The sequence below is a fragment of the Rhizobium sp. AN5 genome (genome assembly GCF_900215255.1).
Classification (GTDB): Bacteria; Pseudomonadota; Alphaproteobacteria; order Rhizobiales; family Rhizobiaceae; genus Agrobacterium; species Agrobacterium tumefaciens.
In genome coordinates, this window is the sequence record NZ_OCMJ01000004.1 from 486,512 (window position 1) to 505,710 (window position 19,199).

Below are 19,199 nucleotides of genomic sequence, written 5' to 3' on the forward strand. Positions count from 1 at the left end.
AAGATCATGATGAATTTCCGCACGACGAGCGTCGCTACGGCGGTTGTCCTGTTCCTGACAAGCTTCACGCCGTCGCAGGCGTTCCAGGCGCCTGTTCCGATGGCGAAGCCGGCAATCTCAACCGAGAATGTAGTGCCGGTGCAGTACCGTGAATGGGACCGCAGAGGTGACCGCAGATACGGCGACCGTATGTATCGTCCGCGCCCGTCGCGGGACGGATATTATAACGGCCATCGTGGCTATCGCGACCGCCGTCCGGGCTACCGCTATCACAACGGAATGTGGTTCCCGCTGGCGGCCTTCGCCACTGGCGCAATCATTGGCGGTGCCATGGCGCAGCCGAGACCGGCTTATGGCGGCAGTCATGTTTCGTGGTGCCAGAACCGTTGGCGCTCGTACCGCGCTTACGATAACAGCTACCAGCCAAACAGCGGTCCGCGTCGCGTATGCGTATCTCCCTACAGCCGTTAAGCACGCCTTTCGAAAGCCCGGGTCTGATCCGGGCTTTTGCTTTCAGGTGGCGAGTTTCGGTAACCGAAGCGTGACAACGCCGTTAATGCTGGGTTCAGGCGAAAGCGCCTAGCCTGCAACCTGTGATGTTCCAGCCAGCACCGACAAACTGGCTGGATAAAAAGAAAAAGGTGTTATTATTCACGTGCAACGGCCTGTCGACCGTCGTGAATGGAGGAAGTCAGATGAGAAGCTATGTGAAGAATATCCTGGCTGTCGGTCTTTCTGCAATCGTGGTTGCAGGAGCGATTGTTCCCGCTGAGGCAATGCCATTGCTGATGGCGCCGAAGAGTGTCGAGACCCTGGGTAACGATGCCAGCAAGAATATCGTCAATGTGCAATACTGGCGCGATCGTGACAATCGTGGCGGCTGGGGCGGCGAACGCCGCGGCTGGTACGGCGGCCATCGCGGTTATCGCGACTACCGCCCGGGTTATCGTCACCACGACGGTTACTGGTTCCCGCTCGCAGCCTTTGCGACGGGCGCGATCATCGGCGGCGCACTGTCGCAGCCGCGGGAAGTCTACCGTCCGGTTCCGGAATATCGCCCGCGCCCGGTATACCGCGAATATCGTCCGGTCCGTCGTGCCGGCATGAGCCAGGCGCATGTGAACTGGTGCTATGGCCGGTATCGGTCCTACGATGCCTATAGCAACACGTTCCAGCCCTACAATGGCCCACGCCAGCCCTGCTATTCGCCTTACAGCTGATAGCACTACTCCGTCATCCGGCCTTGATCCGGCAAGACGGAGTAGGGATTGACCAGCCTGATAGTTACTACGAGCCGCCCGGATACGGGCGGCTTTTTGTTTTCACAGAATGCGCGCCCGCTTCAGCACGTACCAGGCAAGCATAACCGAAATCACGATGAAGATGCTGGCCGCCATCGTGCCGCCGGTGCCGACCGTAAATGGCAACTCATCCGTGTTCATGCCGAAGAAGCCGGTGACCAGCGATGGCGGCAGCAGGAATGCCGTCATCAGCGACAGGATATAAAGATGCCGGTTGGTTTCGGACGAGAGTTTGGAATCGATTTCCTCGTGCAGCAGCCTTGCGCGTTCCTGAAGGGCATAGACATCGTGATCGACGGCCTCGAGGCGGCCCATCAGCCGCGAGGCGACATCCTCGAAACCGTCAGGCATCTCGTCCTCATCGGCGGCAGACGCCCGCCGCATCAGGGTGAGCACCGTGCGCAGATGCCGGTGGAGGCGAACGACCGTGCGCCTGAGCGGCGCAAGACGCCGCCGCTCGTCGCGGTTTTCGCTGTCATAGACCAGGTCCTCGATGGCGTTCAGCTCTTCGGTCGTTTCCATCACCAGGCTGATCAGCGAACGCTGGAATTCCGCGACGAGGCCTTCGAAGACATGGGCCGGCGTGAGGTAGCGGTTGGAATTCTTGTCGACTGCCGCTTTCAGCCGGTCCACTGAGCGCAACGGTTGCAGGCGGGTGGTGATGATGAAACGGTCGCTGACCGCGAAATGCAGCCAACCGAAATCACGCGTTTCCTGATCGAACTCGCGCTGGAAATCGACCAGCGTCCCATAAAGTGACTTTTCATCCACCGTGATGGATGGATGGGTTTCATGGGTGGTGAGGCTTGCCAGCGCTGCCGGATCGAGACCGTCGATCGTTTCGAGAAAGCCCGCCACCCGCTGATCCGCGAGATTGAGGTGCAGCCAGAAGAAGCCCTCGCATTGCGCCATCTCGCCAAAGCCCGCATCGGGCGCAAGCCGCCTGCACGGCGCCGTTCCGGGATGGAATTGATAGGCCCAGACAAGGCCGGGGATAGCGGGTGTTATGAGATCCATCGTGGCAGTCCTGACCGGCGGGAAGGGAGGGGAGGCGTCCGTCGCCCCAAGACGGAAGCGGCAGCGGAGGCACGGCACCTGTCAGCGCATGCTGAGCAAATTCATATGACAGTTTTATAACAATCCCGCTGAAAAGGCGGGAATTTTCAAATTGACGTTTACGTAAAAATCATTTAGCCCGAAAGCAACAGCACGATAGGCAAGAGCTTCGGGAGGAGGCAGCATGTATACCGCGCCGGTGGATGATATCGCCTTTACACTCAAACATGTGGCGGGTCTGCAAGACGCGTTGTCCAGGGGTGCTCTGGGAGACCTCGGTGAAGATGTGGTCGATGCCATATTACAGGAGGCCGGCCGTTTCGCCACCGAGCAGGTCGCGCCGCTTGCCGATATAGGCGACCGCCAGGGCGCGCGGCTGAGCGACGGCAAGGTCTCAACGCCGGACGGCTGGGCCGATCTTTACCGGCGCTGGGCTGAGGCCGGCTGGAACAGCCTCACCGCACCGGAAGAATTCGGCGGCCAGAACCTGCCGCATATGCTGAATGTCGCCGCACTCGAAATGTGGAATTCCGGTTCCATGGCTTTCGCGCTTGCGCCGACGCTCACCATGGGCGCGGTGGAAGCTCTCGTTGCCCACGGTAGCAACGACCTGAAGCGCCTGTACCTTCCCAAACTCGTCTCCGGCGAATGGACCGGCACGATGAACCTCACCGAACCGCATGCGGGATCGGACCTTGGCGTGCTGAAAACCCGTGCCGAGCGTAATGGTGACGGCACCTACCGCATTTTCGGGCAGAAGATTTTTATCACCTGGGGCGAACATGACGCCGCGGACAATATCATCCACCTCGTTCTTGCCCGCCTGCCGGATGCGCCGGCCGGCACGCGCGGAATTTCGCTGTTCCTCGTGCCGAAATTCCTGCCCGAAGACGATGGCAAGCCGGGCAGCCGCAACGACGTCTTCTGCCATTCGCTGGAGCACAAGCTCGGCATTCACGGTTCGCCCACCTGCACGATGATCTTCGGGGACGGAAAGTTTGGCGAAGAGAAGGGTGCCTTGGGCTGGCTGATCGGCGAGGAGAACAAGGGTCTCGCCTGCATGTTCACCATGATGAACAACGCCCGCCTTGCCGTTGGCATGCAGGGCGTGGCGATCTGCGAGGCGGCGACACAGAAGGCAATCGAATACGCCAGGGAACGCACGCAGGGCAAGGCGCCCGGCTGGCAGGGTTCCGGCATGAGCCCGATCATCGAGCATCCCGATATCGCCCGCACGCTGTTGACGATGAAAGCGCTGACGCAAGGTGCGCGCGCCATCTCCTTCAACTGCGCCCACGCCATCGATATGGCGCATGCCGCCGAGGACGTGGCTGAACGCGCCCACTGGCAGGAACGCGCAGCTCTTTTAACGCCAATCGCCAAGTCCTTCTCCACCGATGCCGGTGTCGATGTCGCTTCCATGGGCATTCAGGTGCATGGCGGCATGGGCTTCATCGAGGAAACCGGTGCGGCGCGTTACCTGCGCGATGCCCGCATCGCGCCGATCTACGAAGGCACCAACGGCATTCAGGCGATCGACCTGGTGGTGCGCAAGCTGCCGCTTTCCGATGGCGCACAGGTGCGCGGTTTCATCGCAGAACTGCGTGAAATCGTCGCCCGAACGGCTGCCTCGAACCGCAGCGATCTCGGCGAGACTGCCCGTTATCTCGAAACGAGTCTCACCGATCTCGAAACGGCGACTGACTGGTTGCTGGAACGCCTGAAAGCGGGCGAAACCGAAACCGCGCTCGCCGGTGCCACGCCCTATCAGCGCCTCTTCGGGCTGGCGCTCACCGGAGCTTATCTTGCCAAGGGCGCCCTGGCCCAGGTGGATGACGGCAGGGGAGCGCATCGCGCATCGCTCTGCCGGTTTGCGGCGGAAAACCTGCTGGCGGAAACGGCAGCGCTTAGGGATCGCGTCATTGCCGGTGCAGCAAGTCTCGCCGCCGCCCGCGCCGTGCTGGGTTAAGGAGAAAACCATGTCGGACGACCATATTCTCGTCGAGCGGGTCAGTCATGCGCCTGACGTTCTGACCATCCGCTTCAACCGGCCGGAAAAGAAAAACGCCATCACCGATGCAATGTATCTGCGCATGGCAGAGGCTCTGAAGGCCGCCAATGCGGACCCGGATATCCGTGTCGTCGCGTTTCTGGGTACGGAAGGCTGCTTTTCCGCCGGCAATGACATGGCCGATTTTCTTGCCTTCGCCATGTCTGGCGCAAAGGGCAAGCTCGCGGTGCTCGATCTTCTGAAGGCGCTGGCAACCTTCGAAAAGCCGCTGGTTTCGGGCGTCGATGGGTTGGCCATCGGCATCGGCACGACGCTGAACCTGCATTGCGATCTGACCGTTGCCTCCAACCGCAGCCTGTTCAAGACGCCGTTTGTGGATCTGGCGCTGGTGCCGGAAGCCGCGTCCAGCCTGCTTGCGCCAAAGCTCATCGGCCATCAGCGCGCCTTTGCCCTGCTGGCCATGGGCGAAGGTTTTACCGCCGAACAGGCCTTGCAGGCCGGAATGATCTGGAAAGTCGTGGCGCCGGAACATGTCGAAAGCGAAACGCTGGCGCTTGCCACGCGGCTTGCCGCCAAGCCGCAGCAGGCGCTGAAGATTGCCCGCGATCTCGTGCGCGGCAATCCGGCAGATGTGCTGGCCCGCATCGATGAGGAAGCCCGCCATTTCACCGCGCAATTGCAGAGTGCCGAGGCGCGGGCCGCTTTCGAGGCATTCATGCGGCGTTAAGCGTTCCGGCAGGAATTCCTTGCGGTTAAGGAACCGGGTAATATGGCTGGGGTTAGATAACGCAACGTCATCCTTCGAAGGCCACCCGCTATGCGTCACTTTGTTTTCGCCCTGACCGTCCTCCTCTCCGCTGCGACTGTCGCAGAGGCGGCGGCGACCGTGCCTTTGCCGGGTTCGAGCAATAACGTCATTCTGGCGCAGTCCACGCAAGAGGACAGCCCGAATTATTACTCCGGCAATTCCCGCGATCGCCAGCGCCGCGCGCGTTTTGTTTGCGTCATCACTCCACCGGACAGCGCCAATCGTCGTCGGCCCTATGTCTGCCCCATCGAACAGGGCCGCGTTGGCGGCGCCTGCCGTTGCTCGGGCGTGGTCGGCAACGGCACTGTTGACACCGCCTGGTGATTATTTCTCCAGCGTCGCCACCGCTTCCACATGCGGCGACCACAAGAACTGGTCGACCGGCGTGACGCGCGTGACGCGATAGCCGCCCTCCACCAGAATGGCGAGGTCGCGCGCAAGCGTCAGCGGATTGCAGCTGACGGCGACGATTTTCTTCACCGCGCTGCGCGCAAGTTCCTTGCACTGGACTTCCGCACCGGCGCGCGGCGGATCCAACACCACGGCATCGTAATTCTTCATTTCGCTCGTCATCAACGGCCGGCGGAAAAGATCACGCTTTTCTATGCTGACGGGTTTCAGGCCCTGCGTGTTGCGCGCGGCGAAATCGAGCGCTTTCAGCGGCTTGTCCTCTGCCTCAACCGCATGCACGCGGCCGACGCGCGCAAGCCGCAGCGCAAACGTGCCGGAACCGCAGAAGAGATCGGCGATGCGTTTGGATTTGCCAACATGGGCAAGCACCAGTTCCGCCATGGCGTCTTCGGCCTGTTTGGTTGCCTGCGTGAAACCGCCGGCCGGTGGGGAAACCGGAATGCCGCCGAATTCGATGATCGGCTTTTGCGGTTCGATCAGGATTTCGCCTGATAGCGCGACACGGGCGATGCCACGCATTGCCAGCACCGTTTCCGTCAATGTGCGCCGCTGTTTGTCGCCGACGGATTTGATGCCTTCGACGGAAATGTCGAGGCCCGAAAGCGTTTCAAGAACGGTCATGCGGAACGGTTCGGCATTCGACGCAAGGGAAAGGCCGATTGCGCGCACGGCGTCCAGCCGCGCGACGATACCGGGCGAGGTGACGGGACATTCCTCGATGGCGACGATGTGATGGCTGTTTGCCTGGTTGAAGCCGAGCAGCAGGCCCTTTTCCGTCTTGCGGGCAGCAAACACCGCGCGGCGGCGCTCGCCGGGGCGACAGATGACTAGATCGTCTACTGGCGGCGTCAGGCCTTTCGATCTCAGCGCCGAGACCACCAGCTCCCGCTTGAAGGCGTGGTAGGGCTGGTCGGCAAAATGCTGCAGCGAACAGCCGCCGCAGGTGCCGTTAACGCCCTCGGGGCCGAAGTGGCGGCACACGGGTTCGCGGCGATCCGTGGAGGCTTCCGCAATCGAGATGATGGTGCCGGTATCCTTGACCCTGGCGATCGCCACCGTTTCGCCGGGCAGGGCGAAGGGCACATAGACCGGGCCGTCGGGACAGTGCGCAATGCCGTCGCCCTGGGCGCCAAGGCTCTTGATGCTGACGGTCTGCGTGCTCATGGCTTTTCGCCTCCGAGAAGAAATTCGATATTGCCATCGCCGCCGGAAATCGGCGAGGGGATGAGACCGAGGCTCTTCCAGCCCATGTCTTCAACGAGCCAGCGTTCCAGTTCGGCAGCAACGGCAGGCGCCGTTTCCGGCTCTTTCAACAGCCCTGCCTTGCTGATGGCATCACGGCCTGCCTCGAATTGCGGCTTGACCAGCAGAACCGCTTGCGCGCCGGAGGCGGCAAGTGCGAGTGCCGGGGCAAGGGCGAGCTTTATGGAGATGAAGGACACGTCGGAGACGATGAAGTCCACGGACCGGTCATCAATGTCGTCGGTTGTCAGGAAGCGCGCATTCAGCCCTTCCAGATTGGTCACGCGCGGATCGTTCTCGATCCGTGGATGCATCTGCCCGTGGCCGACATCGATGGAGGTGACGTGTTTTGCGCCGCGATGAAGCAATACCTCGGTGAAGCCGCCGGTGGAGGCGCCGACGTCGAGGCATTCATGGCCCTTCGGATCGAGCCCGAAGTGATCGAGCGCGGCGGTGAGCTTGAGGGCGGCGCGGGAAACATAGGCCTGCGCCGGATCGGTAATGGCGATCTTAACGTTTCCGGCAACGGTTTGGCTGGGCTTTGTGGCCGTTTTCCCGTTGACGCTCACGGTGCCGCGCGCAATCGCATCGCGCGCACGCGAGCGGCTGGCAAAGTGGCCGAGCGAAACAAGAAGCTGGTCAAGCCGTTCATTTTCAGGTGTTTTGGACATGGTCCCGTGTCAATGACCGCCAAACCCCGCAGATGCAAGCGATTTATCGCGCGCAAGGCTTCGCAACGGCACCATTTGCCGCAGCGCAGGGTCGTTTCGTGGTCGTTAAACAGCATATGCGATTAATCCAATATAAAGGCTTGTATTGCACTTTGTCTGCAAGGCCCGTGCGGCCAGTCGGAACCTGCCATGACGGCATCTCCTCCCATTCCCAAAATTGCGACCGTTGCAGCGCAGACGCTTGCTCCGTGGCATCAGGTCGCCGAGAGAGTTTGCGATGTCGCTAAAAAATTTCCCCATCAACATTAAGCTCATTGTCACCTTCTGCGTCTTGATGGGCGTTTGCCTGCTCGCCTCGGCGGTGGTCTTCTGGCAGACGCTGGGGAGCGAGCACGTCACGGTCCAGAACAACAAGGCCAACAAAATCCTGCATGCGGTTGACGGTGCGACGGCCGCAATGCTGGAACAGGCCGTCAACCAGCGCGGCTTTCTGCTGTTTCGCAGCGACAGCACCTACAACGATGTTTTCGCCCAGCGCGATCTGATGCTGAAGAAGCTTGGTGAAGCCCGTGCGCTTGCCGCCGGCCAGCCGGACATTCTGAAATCCATCGATGACATGCAGGCATCCGCCACCGTGTTCTTCAAGGAACTGGCGGAACCGCAGCTTGCCGCCCGCAAGACGACCGAAGCACCGATTTCCGAAATCATCGAGATCGGTCGCAATCAGGCCAAGGGTCAGCTCGACGGTTTCCGCGCCTCCGCCGCCAAGATCAAGGACCAGCTGAATGGCTTGTCGGCAAGCTACGCCGCACAGCAGGATGCTGCCGCACTCAACCTCAAGCTCGCACTTCTGGGTGGCGGCGCGGTTGCCGGTCTTCTTGCTGTGGCCCTCATCTGGGCGCTGTCGCGCTCCATCGTCACGCCGATCGTCGGTATGACGGCGGCTATGAGCAGGCTTGCCGACGGCGATATGACCACGGAAGTTCCGGCTCTCGACCGCAAGGATGAAGTCGGCAAAATGGCGAAAGCCGTTCTCGTCTTCAAGGAAGCCGGGCTGGAAAAATCCCGCCTTGCCGGCGAAACCGAGCGCATGCGCTCCGCAACCGAGACCGAGCGCCGCCGCAACGAAGAAGAGAAGGCCCAGGACGAAGCCGCCAACGCCCTTGCGCGTGACGAGCTTGGCAAGGGTCTTGCGGCTCTGGCGGAAGGCGATCTCGCCTACCGTATCGAAACGCCGTTCGCCCCCTACATCGATCCCATCCGTATCGACTTCAACAGCGCTGTCGAAAAGCTGCAGCAGGCCATGCGCGCAGTTGGCGAGAATGCCGCTGCAATCAATGCCGGGGCTTCGGAAATGCTCTCTGCTGCCGACGACCTGTCGCGCCGCACCGAACAGCAGGCTGCTTCCATCGAGGAAACCGCCGCAGCACTGGAAGAAGTCACCACCACGGTGCGTGACAGCGCAAGGGGTGCTGAGGACGCCGGCAATCTGGTTCAGCGTGCCCGCAGCGGAGCGGAAAAATCCGGCGTCGTGGTCCGCAAGGCGGTTGCCGCCATGCGCGAGATCGAAAAATCATCAGGCGAAATCGGCAATATCATCGGCGTCATCGACGATATCGCTTTCCAGACCAACCTGCTTGCGCTGAACGCAGGCGTCGAAGCCGCCCGTGCGGGTGATGCGGGCAAGGGCTTTGCCGTCGTCGCGCAGGAAGTGCGTGAACTCGCCCAGCGTTCCGCCAATGCCGCAAAGGAAATCAAGACGCTGATCGGCGCTTCCAGCCAGCAGGTGGAAAACGGCGTCAACCTCGTCGACGAGACCGGCAAGGCGCTCGAACTCATCGTGGCAGAAGTCGAGGAGATCAACGCCCATGTCAGCGCCATCGTCGTCGCTGCCCGCGAACAGGCGACTGGTCTGCAGGAAATCAACACGGCCGTGAACACCATGGATCAGGGCACGCAGCAGAATGCTGCAATGGTTGAGCAGCAGACCGCTGCCAGCCATTCGCTCGCCCGTGAAGCGGAAGCGCTCAATAGCCTGCTCGGCCAGTTCAAGGTGGGCGGCGTTCGCGGTGCCGTTGCCGGCGCCGGCGGATATTCTGCTCCTCGCCAGTCCTCAGTGAAGCCTGTCTACCAGTCCGCACCCGCCGCACCAGTCAGAAAAGCCGCAGTGAAGCCTGCCTCCACAACCGCAAGGCCGGTCGCTTCACCCGCCCGCGCCCTTGGCCAAAGCCTCGCCCGCGCCTTCGGCGGCAAAGCGGAAGCGCCGGCTGCCAAGGATCAGGACTGGACGGAGTTTTGAACGGAACGATCAGGACCTTGAAATGAAAAAAGGGGGCCTGCGAAGTCCCCTTTTTGCGACAAGTTTTCTCACGCCCAATATCCATGGCCGATCAACCGAAGTGCAGGCCCTCTTCGCCTATGTGCCCTGTAGCCTGAACATCCGCGCGAAAAATGCCTTATTGGATAGACGGTGAATCAGGGCAGCAATGACGGCGGTTGCCGCAATGGCGAAAACGAGCCGTCCGGCGAGGACGCCATAGATATCGGCGCCTAGAGACATCACGACTATGGTGTCCTCAATCACGCTATGCGCAAAGCCCATGAACACGCATGACAGAAAGACCTGACGCGCCGATATGGTTCCCGATCGCGCCTCGCGGATCAGAAGACCGGCCCCGTAGGAAATCCCCAGGAACAATCCGATTGCGGTGAGATGTTCGGCCTCGCCGCGAATGCCGGCAAGACGCAACACCGGCGAAAGCGCTTTCATCATCAATTTCATCAGCCCGGTCAGCTTCAGGATTTCAAGGCCAAAGGACAGGGCGAGAAGGATGACGAGCATGAAGAGCATGGTTTCACCAAGGCCCCAAAAATAATCCACCCAGTCGGGTGTGGCGCTCATGGCGCTCCAGGCGGGGTTTACCGGAGCCGAAAGCCACCCCGTCGCCTCCAGAAGATGATGTAGCAGAAACGCATAAAGCAATCCGCCAGCGATGCGCAGCAGCGTCGTAGCGACTATTCCGGGGCCAGCCTTTTCAATGATCTTCTGTTCGATGGGCAGGCCGTGTGCGAACAGAATGAGGGCCGAAAAAACCGTTATATCCGCCACATCAAGTGAAGATACGGGAACGAGCGTGAAAACCAACGGCACCGCGCCCCATATTCCCACCAGCATTCCCGTCAACCACGCCAGACCCAGCTCTGGCGGAAGCCCGATCAGGTTCATGACCGGCGCAAAGGCAGGAGCAACCGCCTCGATCGCGCCCATCCTCGATAATATCTCGGTCAGGATAGCGATTGGAACCGTGATCCGGACGAGCACCCAATAAATTTCTAGCGTTTCCAGCGTCTTGCGCCAGACGGGCATCAGGAATGGCATCCGAGACTCTCCTTCAAGGTTGTTCCAATCCACTAGCCCGAGCCGGTTCGCATTTGCGGTCAAAGATTGCGTTTTTATGCAATTTTATTGCAAATTCACTGTCGGACGATATGGTTCGGAAATGGATAGGATCGACCGGAAACTCTTGAACCTCTTGCAGGGCGACGCGTCGCGCACGAATGTGGATATGGCCGACGAGGTGGGGCTATCGCCCTCCAGTTGCCTGCGCCGTCTGCAACGGTTGCGCAAATCGGGTGTGATCGACCGCATTGTCGCGATCCTCAATCCTGCCAAGGCCGGGCGGGTGATCAGGGCTCTGGTGACGGTGGAACTGAAGTTGCATGGCGAGCAGCACATGCGCCGCTTTCTGGACATGGCAAGCGCCGAAGAAGCCGTCTCACATGCCTATGCCGTCACCGGCGCAACTGATGTCGTGCTGATGCTGCGCCTGCGCGACATGGAGGAGTTCGATGCCCTGTGCGACAGGCTGTTCCGCGACCAGAACAATGTCGCGCGCTTCTTCACGATGGTCGTCATAAAAACGGCGAAAGAGGAAACGGCCATTCGGCTTTGAAGAGGCAACAGTTTAGCTTCGATGAGACGGTCCCGTCTCATCGGTGATCGTGCCGCAATCGAGCAAAAATATGGGAATATTGTTGGTTTCAGCCTTCGTTGGGAACGGCGCCGCTACGATCTGAACAACACCATTACCCCGCAAATCCCACACCTGCCTGACGCTGGCCAAGTGCGTTGAACACGGTGGAAACGATGCCGGCGCGGTCGAGGCCGGCATTGGCATACATGGTCTCGGGCTTGGCCTGCTCCACCCAATGGTCAGGCAGGGTCAGGGTCCGAACCTTCGGGCCATGGTCTAGCAATCCTGCGCTTGCCATGAAATGCAGCACATGTGCACCGAAACCGCCGACGGAGCCTTCCTCGATCGTCACCAGCACTTCGTGATGGGCCGCAAGCTGGCGGATGAGGTCGAGGTCGAGCGGCTTGGCGAAGCGCGCATCGGCAACGGTCGTCGAAAGTCCGGCGGCATCGAGGTCTTCGGCAGCCGCCAGGCATTCGGCAAGGCGTGTGCCGAAGGAAAGGAGTGCGACCTTGGTACCCTCCTTGATGATGCGGCCCTTGCCGATCTCAAGAATCTGGCCGCGTGCGGGCATCTCGACGCCCACGCCTTCGCCGCGCGGATAACGGAAGGAAATCGGGCCTTCATCATAGGCTGCGGCTGTGCGAACCATATGTTTCAGCTCGGCCTCGTCGGACGCCGCCATAACCACCATGCCGGGCAGGGTGGCAAGGAATGTGGTGTCGAACGAGCCAGCATGGGTCGGTCCGTCTGCGCCGACGAAGCCGGCGCGGTCGATGGGGAAGCGCACGGGCAAGCTCTGGATTGCCACATCATGCACCAGCTGGTCGTAACCGCGTTGCAGGAAGGTGGAATAAAGCGCGCAGAACGGCTTGTAGCCATCCGCCGCAAGCCCCGCCGCGAAGGTGACGGCGTGCTGCTCGGCAATGCCGACATCGAAGGTGCGGGCCGGGAAAAGCTCGGCCATCTTGTCCAGCCCGGTACCATTAGGCATGGCGGCGGTGACGCCGATGATCTTGTCGTCGAGGGTCGCTTCCTGGATAAGCGCTTCGGCAAACACGCTGGTATAGCTCGGCGCATTCGGCTTGGCTTTCGCCTGCGCGCCGGTAATGACATCGAACTTGTTGACGCCGTGATATTTGTCCGCTGCCGCTTCCGCCGGCGCATAACCCTTGCCCTTCTGCGTCACCACATGGATGAGAACAGGGCCTTTCTGGTTGTCGCGCACATTGCGCAGCACCGGCAGCAGGTGATCGAAGGAATGACCGTCGATCGGGCCGATGTGATAGAAGCCAAGCTCCTCGAACAGCGTGCCACCTGTCACGTAACCGCGCGCATGGGTCACGGCGCGGGTAATGGCGCGATCGATGGTCTTGCCGAGATAGGCGGTGAGTTTCTTGCCAAAATCGCGAAAGCCCATATAGGTGCGGCCGGAGGCCAGCCGAGCGAGATAAGCGCTCATCGCGCCCGTCGGCGGCGCAATCGACATGTCGTTGTCGTTGAGGATGACGATCAGCCGCGCGTCGAGCGCACCGGCATTGTTGAGCGCCTCAAACGCCATGCCCGCAGACATGGAGCCATCACCGATGACGGCGATAACCTTGCGGTCGCTCTGATCCAGCCCCGCCGCCACCGCCATGCCGAGACCGGCAGAAATGGAGGTGGAGGAATGGCCAGCGCCGAAATCGTCATATTCGCTCTCGGCCCGACGCGTGAAACCGGAAAGCCCGCCTTCCTGGCGCAGCGTGCGGATGCGCTCGCGACGGCCGGTCAGGATCTTGTGCGGATAACATTGGTGGCCGACATCGAAGATCAACCGGTCTTCCGGCGTGTTGAACACCTTGTGGATGGCAATCGTCAGCTCCACCACGCCCAGACCGGCACCCAGATGCCCGCCGGTGCTCGACACCGCGTCGATCATCTCGTCGCGCAACTCCCTTGCCAATTCCGGCAGGTCGCGATCGTCGATCTCCTTGAGATCGGATGGAAAATTCACCCGGTCAAGCAATGGGGTCTGTGGCATTCCGGTCAATCGTTCGGCCTTTTCTCGTGTCAGCGGCGGGCGCAAGTGCGTCTTTCATATGGAAAGCCAGCAGTTGAGCCCTGCATGTCGTTCACTTCTATAGAATTTCAACCCTCCGGCAAAGGGACAAACTCTTCTTCGTCGCCGGGAACGATATCGAAGCGTCCGGTTCTCCACTCCTGTTTGGCCTGCTCTATGCGTTCTTTTGATGACGAAACGAAGTTCCACCAGATGTAACGGCGCTGGTTGAGTGCCGCACCGCCGAAGATCATGATGTGACAGCCGCCGCTGCAGCTCTGCAACGTGATATCGTCGCCGGGCCGGAAGACGAGCAACTGGTCGGCGGCAAAAACGTCACCCGCGACATCCAGAGAGCCGGAAAGAATATAGATCGCCCGTTCCTCATGGTCGGCGGAGAAGGGAAATTTCACGCCCGCCTCCAGCGTCAGGTCAACGTAAAGCGTGTCGGTAAAAGCCGAAACGGGGGAAGTGAGGCCTTCGAATTCACCGATAACGACCCGGCCGGATGCGCCCTTGATATCGATCAGAGGCATGTCTTCCCGGGCGGTATGGGCAAATGCCGGGGCGATTTCCTCCATATGATCGGGGAGGGCAAGCCAGGTCTGCAGGCCGGACATGGAAAGCGGATGGCCGCGCAGGTTTTCCGGCGTGCGCTCCGAATGCACTATGCCGCGCCCCGCCGTCATCAGGTTGATGTCGCCGGGCCGGATGACCAGTTCGGTGCCGAGACTGTCGCGATGCTTGATTTCGCCGTCAAACAGATAGGTAACGGTGGAAAGCCCGATATGCGGATGCGGCTTGACGTCGAGCGCTTCGCCTGCCTTCAGGATCGCCGGTCCCATGCGGTCGAAAAAGATGAACGGGCCGACAAGACGCCGCTGCCGCGTCGGCAGCGCGCGCCGCACGGCGAAGCCGCCAATATCGCTGGTGCGGGGAATGATGAGGTTTTCGATGGCGTCGCAGGCGAAAGCATCACCCGCGACAGGATCGTTGCCGGGAAAGAAGGACATCCGAAGCTCCTCGTATCGTTACACGCAAGCTTACCACGAACGATACGACGTGGGAGCGCCGTAATGTTGAACGCTGTGTCGCCCCCGTTCAACAGGACGTGTTTATTCCCCGTCCAGCGGCTCCACGCCCTGCGGTTTTCCGGCGCGGTCGAGACGGATTTTCTCGATACGCTTTTCGGCGGCGTTCAGAAGCGTCTCGCAATGTTTTTTCAGGGCTTCGCCGCGCTCGTAGATGGCGATCGACTCGTCCAGCGCCACGTCTCCGCGCTCCAGGCGTGCGACAATGCTTTCCAGCTCGGCGACGGCCTTTTCGAAGGAATAACCGCTGACATCGGCTGTGTTGGCATTTTCCGTCATTTTCAACCCTTCATCATTCTCAAAATATGCATGGCCGCCGATTCCGCCAGCCCTTCCAGATCATAACCGCCTTCAAGCAGGCTGACGACCCGGTTCGAGGCGTATTTGTCCGCCATTTCCAGCAGCCGCCCCGTCGCCCAGTCGAAATCCTCGCCCACCAGATTGATCTGCGCCAGCGGATCGCGGTGATGGGCATCGAAACCGGCGGAGATGATGATGAGATCGGGCGAAAAATCGGCAATCGCCGGCAGGACGCGGGATTTGAACGCCTCGCGAAAATACTCGCTGCCGGTATTGGGGGAAAGTGGCGCGTTGACGACATTGTTCTTCACGCCGGTTTCGTTTTTATCGCCGCTCCACGGGTAAAGCGGCATCTGATGGGTGGAACAGAACAGCACTGACGTGTCGTTCCAGAAGATATCCTGCGTACCGTTGCCGTGATGCACATCCCAGTCGATGATGGCGATGCGCTCTGCGCCGTGCACCTTCTGGGCGTGACGGGCGGCGATTGCCGCATTGTTGAAGAGGCAGAACCCCATGGCCTTTGCGGTTTCCGCATGGTGGCCGGGCGGGCGGGACGCGACGAAGACGTTGTCGGCCGCACCCGCAAACACGTCGTCCACCGCCGCCATCGCAGCACCTATACCGGTCAGCGCCGCCTGCAGGCTTTTCGGCGAGACATAGGTGTCGGCCTCAACGCGGTTGATCTCGCCATCCTCCTCGGGAATCTGGCGCATGACGGACAGCAGATGCTCCTCCGGATGCGCCAGAAGCACGGCATCCTCGTTGGCCTGCGGTGCTTGCTTGCGGACCAGCCGCTCGAAATTCGGATGTTCGAGCGCAATGTTCAGAGATCGCAGCCGATCCGGCCGCTCGGGATGGCCTTCCGGCGTGATGTGTTCAAGGAAGATCGGATGTTCGTAAAGACGGGTCGCCATTCTCTAATCCTCCCGAAATAAGCTGCTCAGGCGCGCTGCGGCAAAAGCGGATAACCGACCATCACAGCGCGGCCGGCAAGGGCGGCAAGCACGGCCTTCAACGCATCGCCGGGAATGAAGGCGAGCGAACCCATGAACGCCTTTTCAAACCCGAGCCCGACCACCAGCGCCAGATAGGAGATGCCGAAGGCATAAAGCACGACCACGCCGCCGGCGAGGCTGGCGATGAAGAAACCGATACCCTGCGTCAGAGCCGACTGGCCGCGATTGACGAGTTTTTCCGAGAGCGTGCCGGTGACGAAAGCGGCAGCAATCCAGCCGATCAGGAAGCCCGTGGTCGGCGTGGTGAAGATGGAAAGGCCGCCGCGTCCGCCTGATAGGACTGGCAGGCCGATGGCGGCGATGAGGATGGTCAGGAGAACCGCGAGCGTGCCGCGTTTAGCCCCCAGCACGACACCGGCCAGCATGACGCCGAGCGACTGCGCGGTGATGGGCACCGGAATGAAACCAAGCGTGATCGGCGGCAAAAGTCCGAGTGCGATGATGATGGCGGAAAACAGCGAGATCAGCACAAGGTCGCGGGTCGTCATGGCTCGGGAACTCCGGGTGGTTGTTTTGCCGTCAGCTTTGGCCTCTGAAACCGCGCGCGTCAATGGCATCGGCAATGGCATCCGCATCCTTCAACGTCATAATCACGAGCGGCACGATGATCGTGGCCAGTCGAACGGGGAGGCCGCGCGCGCGGTGGGCATCGCGCACGGCATGGTAACGGTTGACGATCTCCGGTACGAACCGCACGACGAGCCCGACCGCGAGCCCGATATCGGCTGCCTTGACCAGCCCCAGCCTTTCCAGCGGGGCGGCAGCAAGCGCGATTTCATCCATGAATTGCGAAATGCTGACGGTGATGGTGACGGCGGTGGCGAGAAGCGCCAGTGCAGTCAGCCGCAAAAGATTGACACTCGCATCGTGTACCGGAAGCAGCAGATAGCTGAAGGCGGCAACGAGGAGAATGGTCAGCATCACCGGGCGTAGCCGCAGGCCAATCTCCCGGAATTGCAGCCGCGTCTCGCGCAGAATGGCGGCGGCCACAACGACGGCGCATCCAAGCAAAAGCAGATCGCGGGTGAGAAACAGCGCAATGCTGAAAACCATCAGCGTCACGAGCTTGAGGCGCGGAGAGACGCGGTAGAGCCAGCCGGTGCCTTCGACATGCAGGGACTTCATCGCGACGCAACCTCCAGATAACGTGCCACCGCCTCTTCGGGGTTGGCGTCTGCAACAAGCTCGCCTTCGTGAAAGACCAGTACGCGATCGAAGCCGGAAAGCAGCGGCAGATCGTGGGTGATGACGACAAGCGCCTGCGACAGCGCAGCCATTGTCTTTTCAACGATGGTGCGGTTTTTGAGGTCGAGCTGATTGGTCGGTTCATCGAGAATGAGGATTTGCGGTTCAGTGACCAGCAGGGCGGCCAGCGCCGCCAGCTGCAATTCGCCGCCGGAAAGCTCGTGCGCGCGTCGTTCTTCCAGATGAGCGATGCCGAGCCGGGCAAGCACGGCCTTGACCCGCGTTTCCGTCTCTGTCTTGCCGATACCGAGCTGCTTGAGGCCGAAGGCGACATCGTCGCGTATGATCGGCAGGATGATCTGGTTCTGCGGATTCTGGAAGATGAAGCCGACCGTTTGCAGCACTGCTCTCGCATCTTCGACGGTGTCGAGACCGTTCACCGACACCTTGCCGTGCGTCGGCTTTGTCAGACCATTGATCAGCCGCGCAAAGGTGGTCTTGCCCGAGCCGTTGAGGCCGATCACGCCTATACGCCGTTCAGTCAATGTCAGTGACACGGGCTGTAAAGCCTGCCTGCCCTCGAAGGCGACGCCTGCGGTGTCGAAACGGATTTCCAAGACTGATGCATCCCTCTATCGCTTTCCGGTTCTATATCGTGTCATCAACAGAAGTGAAACAAAGAACAAAAAAAGAACATTGCAATCCTGAAAAAGCCGTCATACCTTCTGCTTTATGACGATCAAGGTTTCAAACGAAGCGGCAAGGCGGATTTTTCTGGCGCGGCAGGGGCTTTGCTCTCCGCCCGGAAAGGCGCTTTCCAAGGATGGCCTGCTGCAGCTTATTACCGATATCGGTTTTGTGCAGGTAGACAGTATCGGCACGGTGGAGCGCGCCCATCACCAGATAATATTCTCCCGAAACCAGACCTACAGGCGCGAACATTTGACAGCACTGCTGGAAAAGGACCGCGCGCTGTTCGAGCACTGGACGCATGATGCCTCCATCGTGCCGACCGAATTTTACCCCTATTGGAAGCACCGCTTCCGCCGCCGCGAGCCGATAATTCAGGAGCGCTGGCGCAAATGGCATGGTGAGGGGTTCGATGCGGCTTTCGCCGAGACGCTGGAGCGCATCGCCGCCACGGGTCCTGTTCTGGCGCGTGAGTTGAAGGAGGAGGGTCATCAGTCCGGCGGCTGGTGGAACTGGCATCCTTCCAAGACCGCACTCGAATATCTGTGGCACACCGGTAAGCTTGCCATATCCGGCCGCGTGAATTTCCAGAAGGTCTATGATCTGGCGGAGCGGGTCATTCCCGGCGAGCACCACGAAAGCGAAGTGGAGCATACGCAATTCGTAGACTGGGCATGCCGGCAGGCGCTCACCCGGCTGGGTTTTGCCACCCATGGCGAAATCGCCGCCTTTTTCGATCTCGTTACCCCGCAGGAGGCGAGGGACTGGGTCAAGAGCCACCGTGACGAACTGTGTGAGGTCTCGCTTCTCGCAAGCGATGGCGGTGCTGCCCGTCCGTCCTATGCCTTTGCGGATTTCAGCGCCGATGTCGCCAACCTGCCGGAACCGTCGTCCCGCGTCCGTGTGCTGAGCCCCTTCGATCCGCTGTTGCGCGACCGCAACCGCACGGAGCGGCTGTTTGGCTTCTATTACCGTATCGAGGTCTTCGTACCCGAGCCGAAACGGCAATATGGCTATTACGTCTTCCCGCTTCTGGAAGGCGACCGGCTGATCGGCCGTATCGACATGAAGGCAGACCGCAAGCGCAGCACGCTGGATGTGCGCCGCCTGTGGCTGGAACCGGGCGTGCGCGCCTCAACGGGAAGGCTCGAGAAACTAGACGCGGAATTGTCGCGGCTTGCGAAGTTTACGGGGGTGGAGAGTGTGAATTATCTGGAGGGGTGGCGGGAGGTGTAATTGCGCCTTGAGCGGCGACTGTTTCTTCCGTCATGCTCGGGCCCGTCCCGAGCATCTGCAACGGACAATGTATAGGATGCGTTTGCAGATCCTCGGCACAAGACCGAGGATGACGCCGGACGGGCGGAGAGGACGCCAAATCGAAGCGCCCTCGCGACGTCCC

At 60.7% G+C, this 19,199-nt stretch carries 19 protein-coding genes; 8 read left to right on the forward strand and 11 right to left on the reverse strand.

What is annotated here, in order from left to right:
- The first annotated feature begins 6 nt into the window (after nucleotides 1-6).
- Nucleotides 7-471, forward strand: coding sequence for a BA14K family protein (locus tag CRP02_RS14640; protein ID WP_065688052.1), 465 nt, complete (start codon nucleotides 7-9; stop codon nucleotides 469-471).
- Nucleotides 472-695: 224 nt separating this feature from the next.
- Nucleotides 696-1,220, forward strand: a complete 525-nt coding sequence (locus tag CRP02_RS14645) for a BA14K family protein (RefSeq protein WP_097171572.1) — start codon at nucleotides 696-698, stop codon at nucleotides 1,218-1,220.
- 102 nt (nucleotides 1,221-1,322) lie between these two features.
- On the opposite strand, the gene CRP02_RS14650 is transcribed toward CRP02_RS14645, so the two are convergent.
- Nucleotides 1,323-2,318 (reverse strand): transporter, encoded by a 996-nt coding sequence (locus CRP02_RS14650; RefSeq protein ID WP_097171573.1) that lies wholly within the window; start codon nucleotides 2,316-2,318, stop codon nucleotides 1,323-1,325.
- Nucleotides 2,319-2,541: 223 nt separating this feature from the next.
- On the opposite strand from CRP02_RS14650, the gene CRP02_RS14655 reads away from it, so the two are divergent.
- The 3 genes from CRP02_RS14655 (at nucleotide 2,542) to CRP02_RS14665 (ending at nucleotide 5,500) form a co-directional block, all read left to right on the forward strand.
- The gene (locus tag CRP02_RS14655) at nucleotides 2,542-4,326 is read left to right on the forward strand and encodes an acyl-CoA dehydrogenase (protein WP_097171574.1); all 1,785 of its coding nucleotides are present in this window, start codon (nucleotides 2,542-2,544) and stop codon (nucleotides 4,324-4,326) included.
- A gap of 10 nt (nucleotides 4,327-4,336) precedes the next feature.
- Nucleotides 4,337-5,095, forward strand: coding sequence for a crotonase/enoyl-CoA hydratase family protein (locus CRP02_RS14660; RefSeq protein WP_003511725.1), 759 nt, complete (start codon nucleotides 4,337-4,339; stop codon nucleotides 5,093-5,095).
- A gap of 90 nt (nucleotides 5,096-5,185) precedes the next feature.
- Nucleotides 5,186-5,500 (forward strand): hypothetical protein, encoded by a 315-nt coding sequence (locus CRP02_RS14665; RefSeq protein ID WP_065702770.1) that lies wholly within the window; start codon nucleotides 5,186-5,188, stop codon nucleotides 5,498-5,500.
- Here the strand turns inward: CRP02_RS14665 and CRP02_RS14670 are convergent, their stop codons facing one another.
- Nucleotides 5,501-6,751, reverse strand: coding sequence for a class I SAM-dependent RNA methyltransferase (locus tag CRP02_RS14670; protein ID WP_097171575.1), 1,251 nt, complete (start codon nucleotides 6,749-6,751; stop codon nucleotides 5,501-5,503).
- Nucleotides 6,748-7,500 (reverse strand): TlyA family RNA methyltransferase, encoded by a 753-nt coding sequence (locus tag CRP02_RS14675; protein WP_019564205.1) that lies wholly within the window; start codon nucleotides 7,498-7,500, stop codon nucleotides 6,748-6,750. Before CRP02_RS14675 ends, CRP02_RS14670 begins: the two co-directional genes overlap by 4 nt.
- Nucleotides 7,501-7,777: 277 nt before the next feature.
- Between CRP02_RS14675 and CRP02_RS14680 the strand changes: the two genes are divergently transcribed.
- A complete protein-coding gene (locus CRP02_RS14680) occupies nucleotides 7,778-9,799 on the forward strand; it encodes a methyl-accepting chemotaxis protein (protein ID WP_097171576.1) in 2,022 nt (673 codons plus the stop codon).
- Nucleotides 9,800-9,916: 117 nt separating this feature from the next.
- Here the strand turns inward: CRP02_RS14680 and CRP02_RS14685 are convergent, their stop codons facing one another.
- On the reverse strand, nucleotides 9,917-10,879 hold the full coding sequence (locus CRP02_RS14685) for a nucleoside recognition domain-containing protein (RefSeq protein ID WP_097101704.1): 963 nt from the start codon (nucleotides 10,877-10,879) through the stop codon (nucleotides 9,917-9,919).
- Nucleotides 10,880-11,000: 121 nt separating this feature from the next.
- Here CRP02_RS14685 and CRP02_RS14690 point away from each other — a divergent pair, with 121 nt between their 5' ends.
- Nucleotides 11,001-11,453 carry an Lrp/AsnC family transcriptional regulator gene (locus CRP02_RS14690; RefSeq protein WP_097103186.1) on the forward strand — a complete coding sequence of 151 codons (453 nt, stop codon included), beginning with the start codon at nucleotides 11,001-11,003 and terminating at the stop codon, nucleotides 11,451-11,453.
- Nucleotides 11,454-11,586: 133 nt separating this feature from the next.
- Here CRP02_RS14690 and dxs read toward each other — a convergent pair whose 3' ends face one another.
- The 7 genes from dxs to CRP02_RS14725 form a co-directional block, all read right to left on the reverse strand.
- Entirely contained in the window at nucleotides 11,587-13,506 is a 1,920-nt protein-coding gene (gene dxs, locus CRP02_RS14695; protein ID WP_065702759.1) for a 1-deoxy-D-xylulose-5-phosphate synthase, read from the reverse strand.
- 98 nt (nucleotides 13,507-13,604) lie between these two features.
- Nucleotides 13,605-14,528: a pirin family protein gene (locus tag CRP02_RS14700; RefSeq protein WP_097171577.1), complete on the reverse strand. Its 924-nt coding sequence runs from the start codon at nucleotides 14,526-14,528 to the stop codon at nucleotides 13,605-13,607.
- Nucleotides 14,529-14,630: 102 nt separating this feature from the next.
- A complete protein-coding gene (locus CRP02_RS14705; RefSeq protein ID WP_003503059.1) occupies nucleotides 14,631-14,885 on the reverse strand; it encodes an exodeoxyribonuclease VII small subunit in 255 nt (84 codons plus the stop codon).
- A gap of 2 nt (nucleotides 14,886-14,887) precedes the next feature.
- Nucleotides 14,888-15,823 (reverse strand): histone deacetylase family protein, encoded by a 936-nt coding sequence (locus CRP02_RS14710; RefSeq protein ID WP_097171578.1) that lies wholly within the window; start codon nucleotides 15,821-15,823, stop codon nucleotides 14,888-14,890.
- 26 nt (nucleotides 15,824-15,849) lie between these two features.
- Nucleotides 15,850-16,413, reverse strand: a complete 564-nt coding sequence (locus CRP02_RS14715) for a biotin transporter BioY (RefSeq protein ID WP_035197936.1) — start codon at nucleotides 16,411-16,413, stop codon at nucleotides 15,850-15,852.
- 31 nt (nucleotides 16,414-16,444) lie between these two features.
- On the reverse strand, nucleotides 16,445-17,050 hold the full coding sequence (locus CRP02_RS14720; RefSeq protein WP_013635601.1) for an energy-coupling factor transporter transmembrane component T family protein: 606 nt from the start codon (nucleotides 17,048-17,050) through the stop codon (nucleotides 16,445-16,447).
- Nucleotides 17,047-17,727, reverse strand: coding sequence for an energy-coupling factor ABC transporter ATP-binding protein (locus tag CRP02_RS14725; protein WP_097171579.1), 681 nt, complete (start codon nucleotides 17,725-17,727; stop codon nucleotides 17,047-17,049). The genes CRP02_RS14720 and CRP02_RS14725 overlap by 4 nt, the downstream gene beginning before the upstream one ends.
- 115 nt (nucleotides 17,728-17,842) lie before the next feature.
- Here CRP02_RS14725 and CRP02_RS14730 point away from each other — a divergent pair, with 115 nt between their 5' ends.
- Nucleotides 17,843-19,036 (forward strand): winged helix-turn-helix domain-containing protein, encoded by a 1,194-nt coding sequence (locus CRP02_RS14730; protein ID WP_097171580.1) that lies wholly within the window; start codon nucleotides 17,843-17,845, stop codon nucleotides 19,034-19,036.
- Nucleotides 19,037-19,199: the final 163 nt, after the last annotated feature.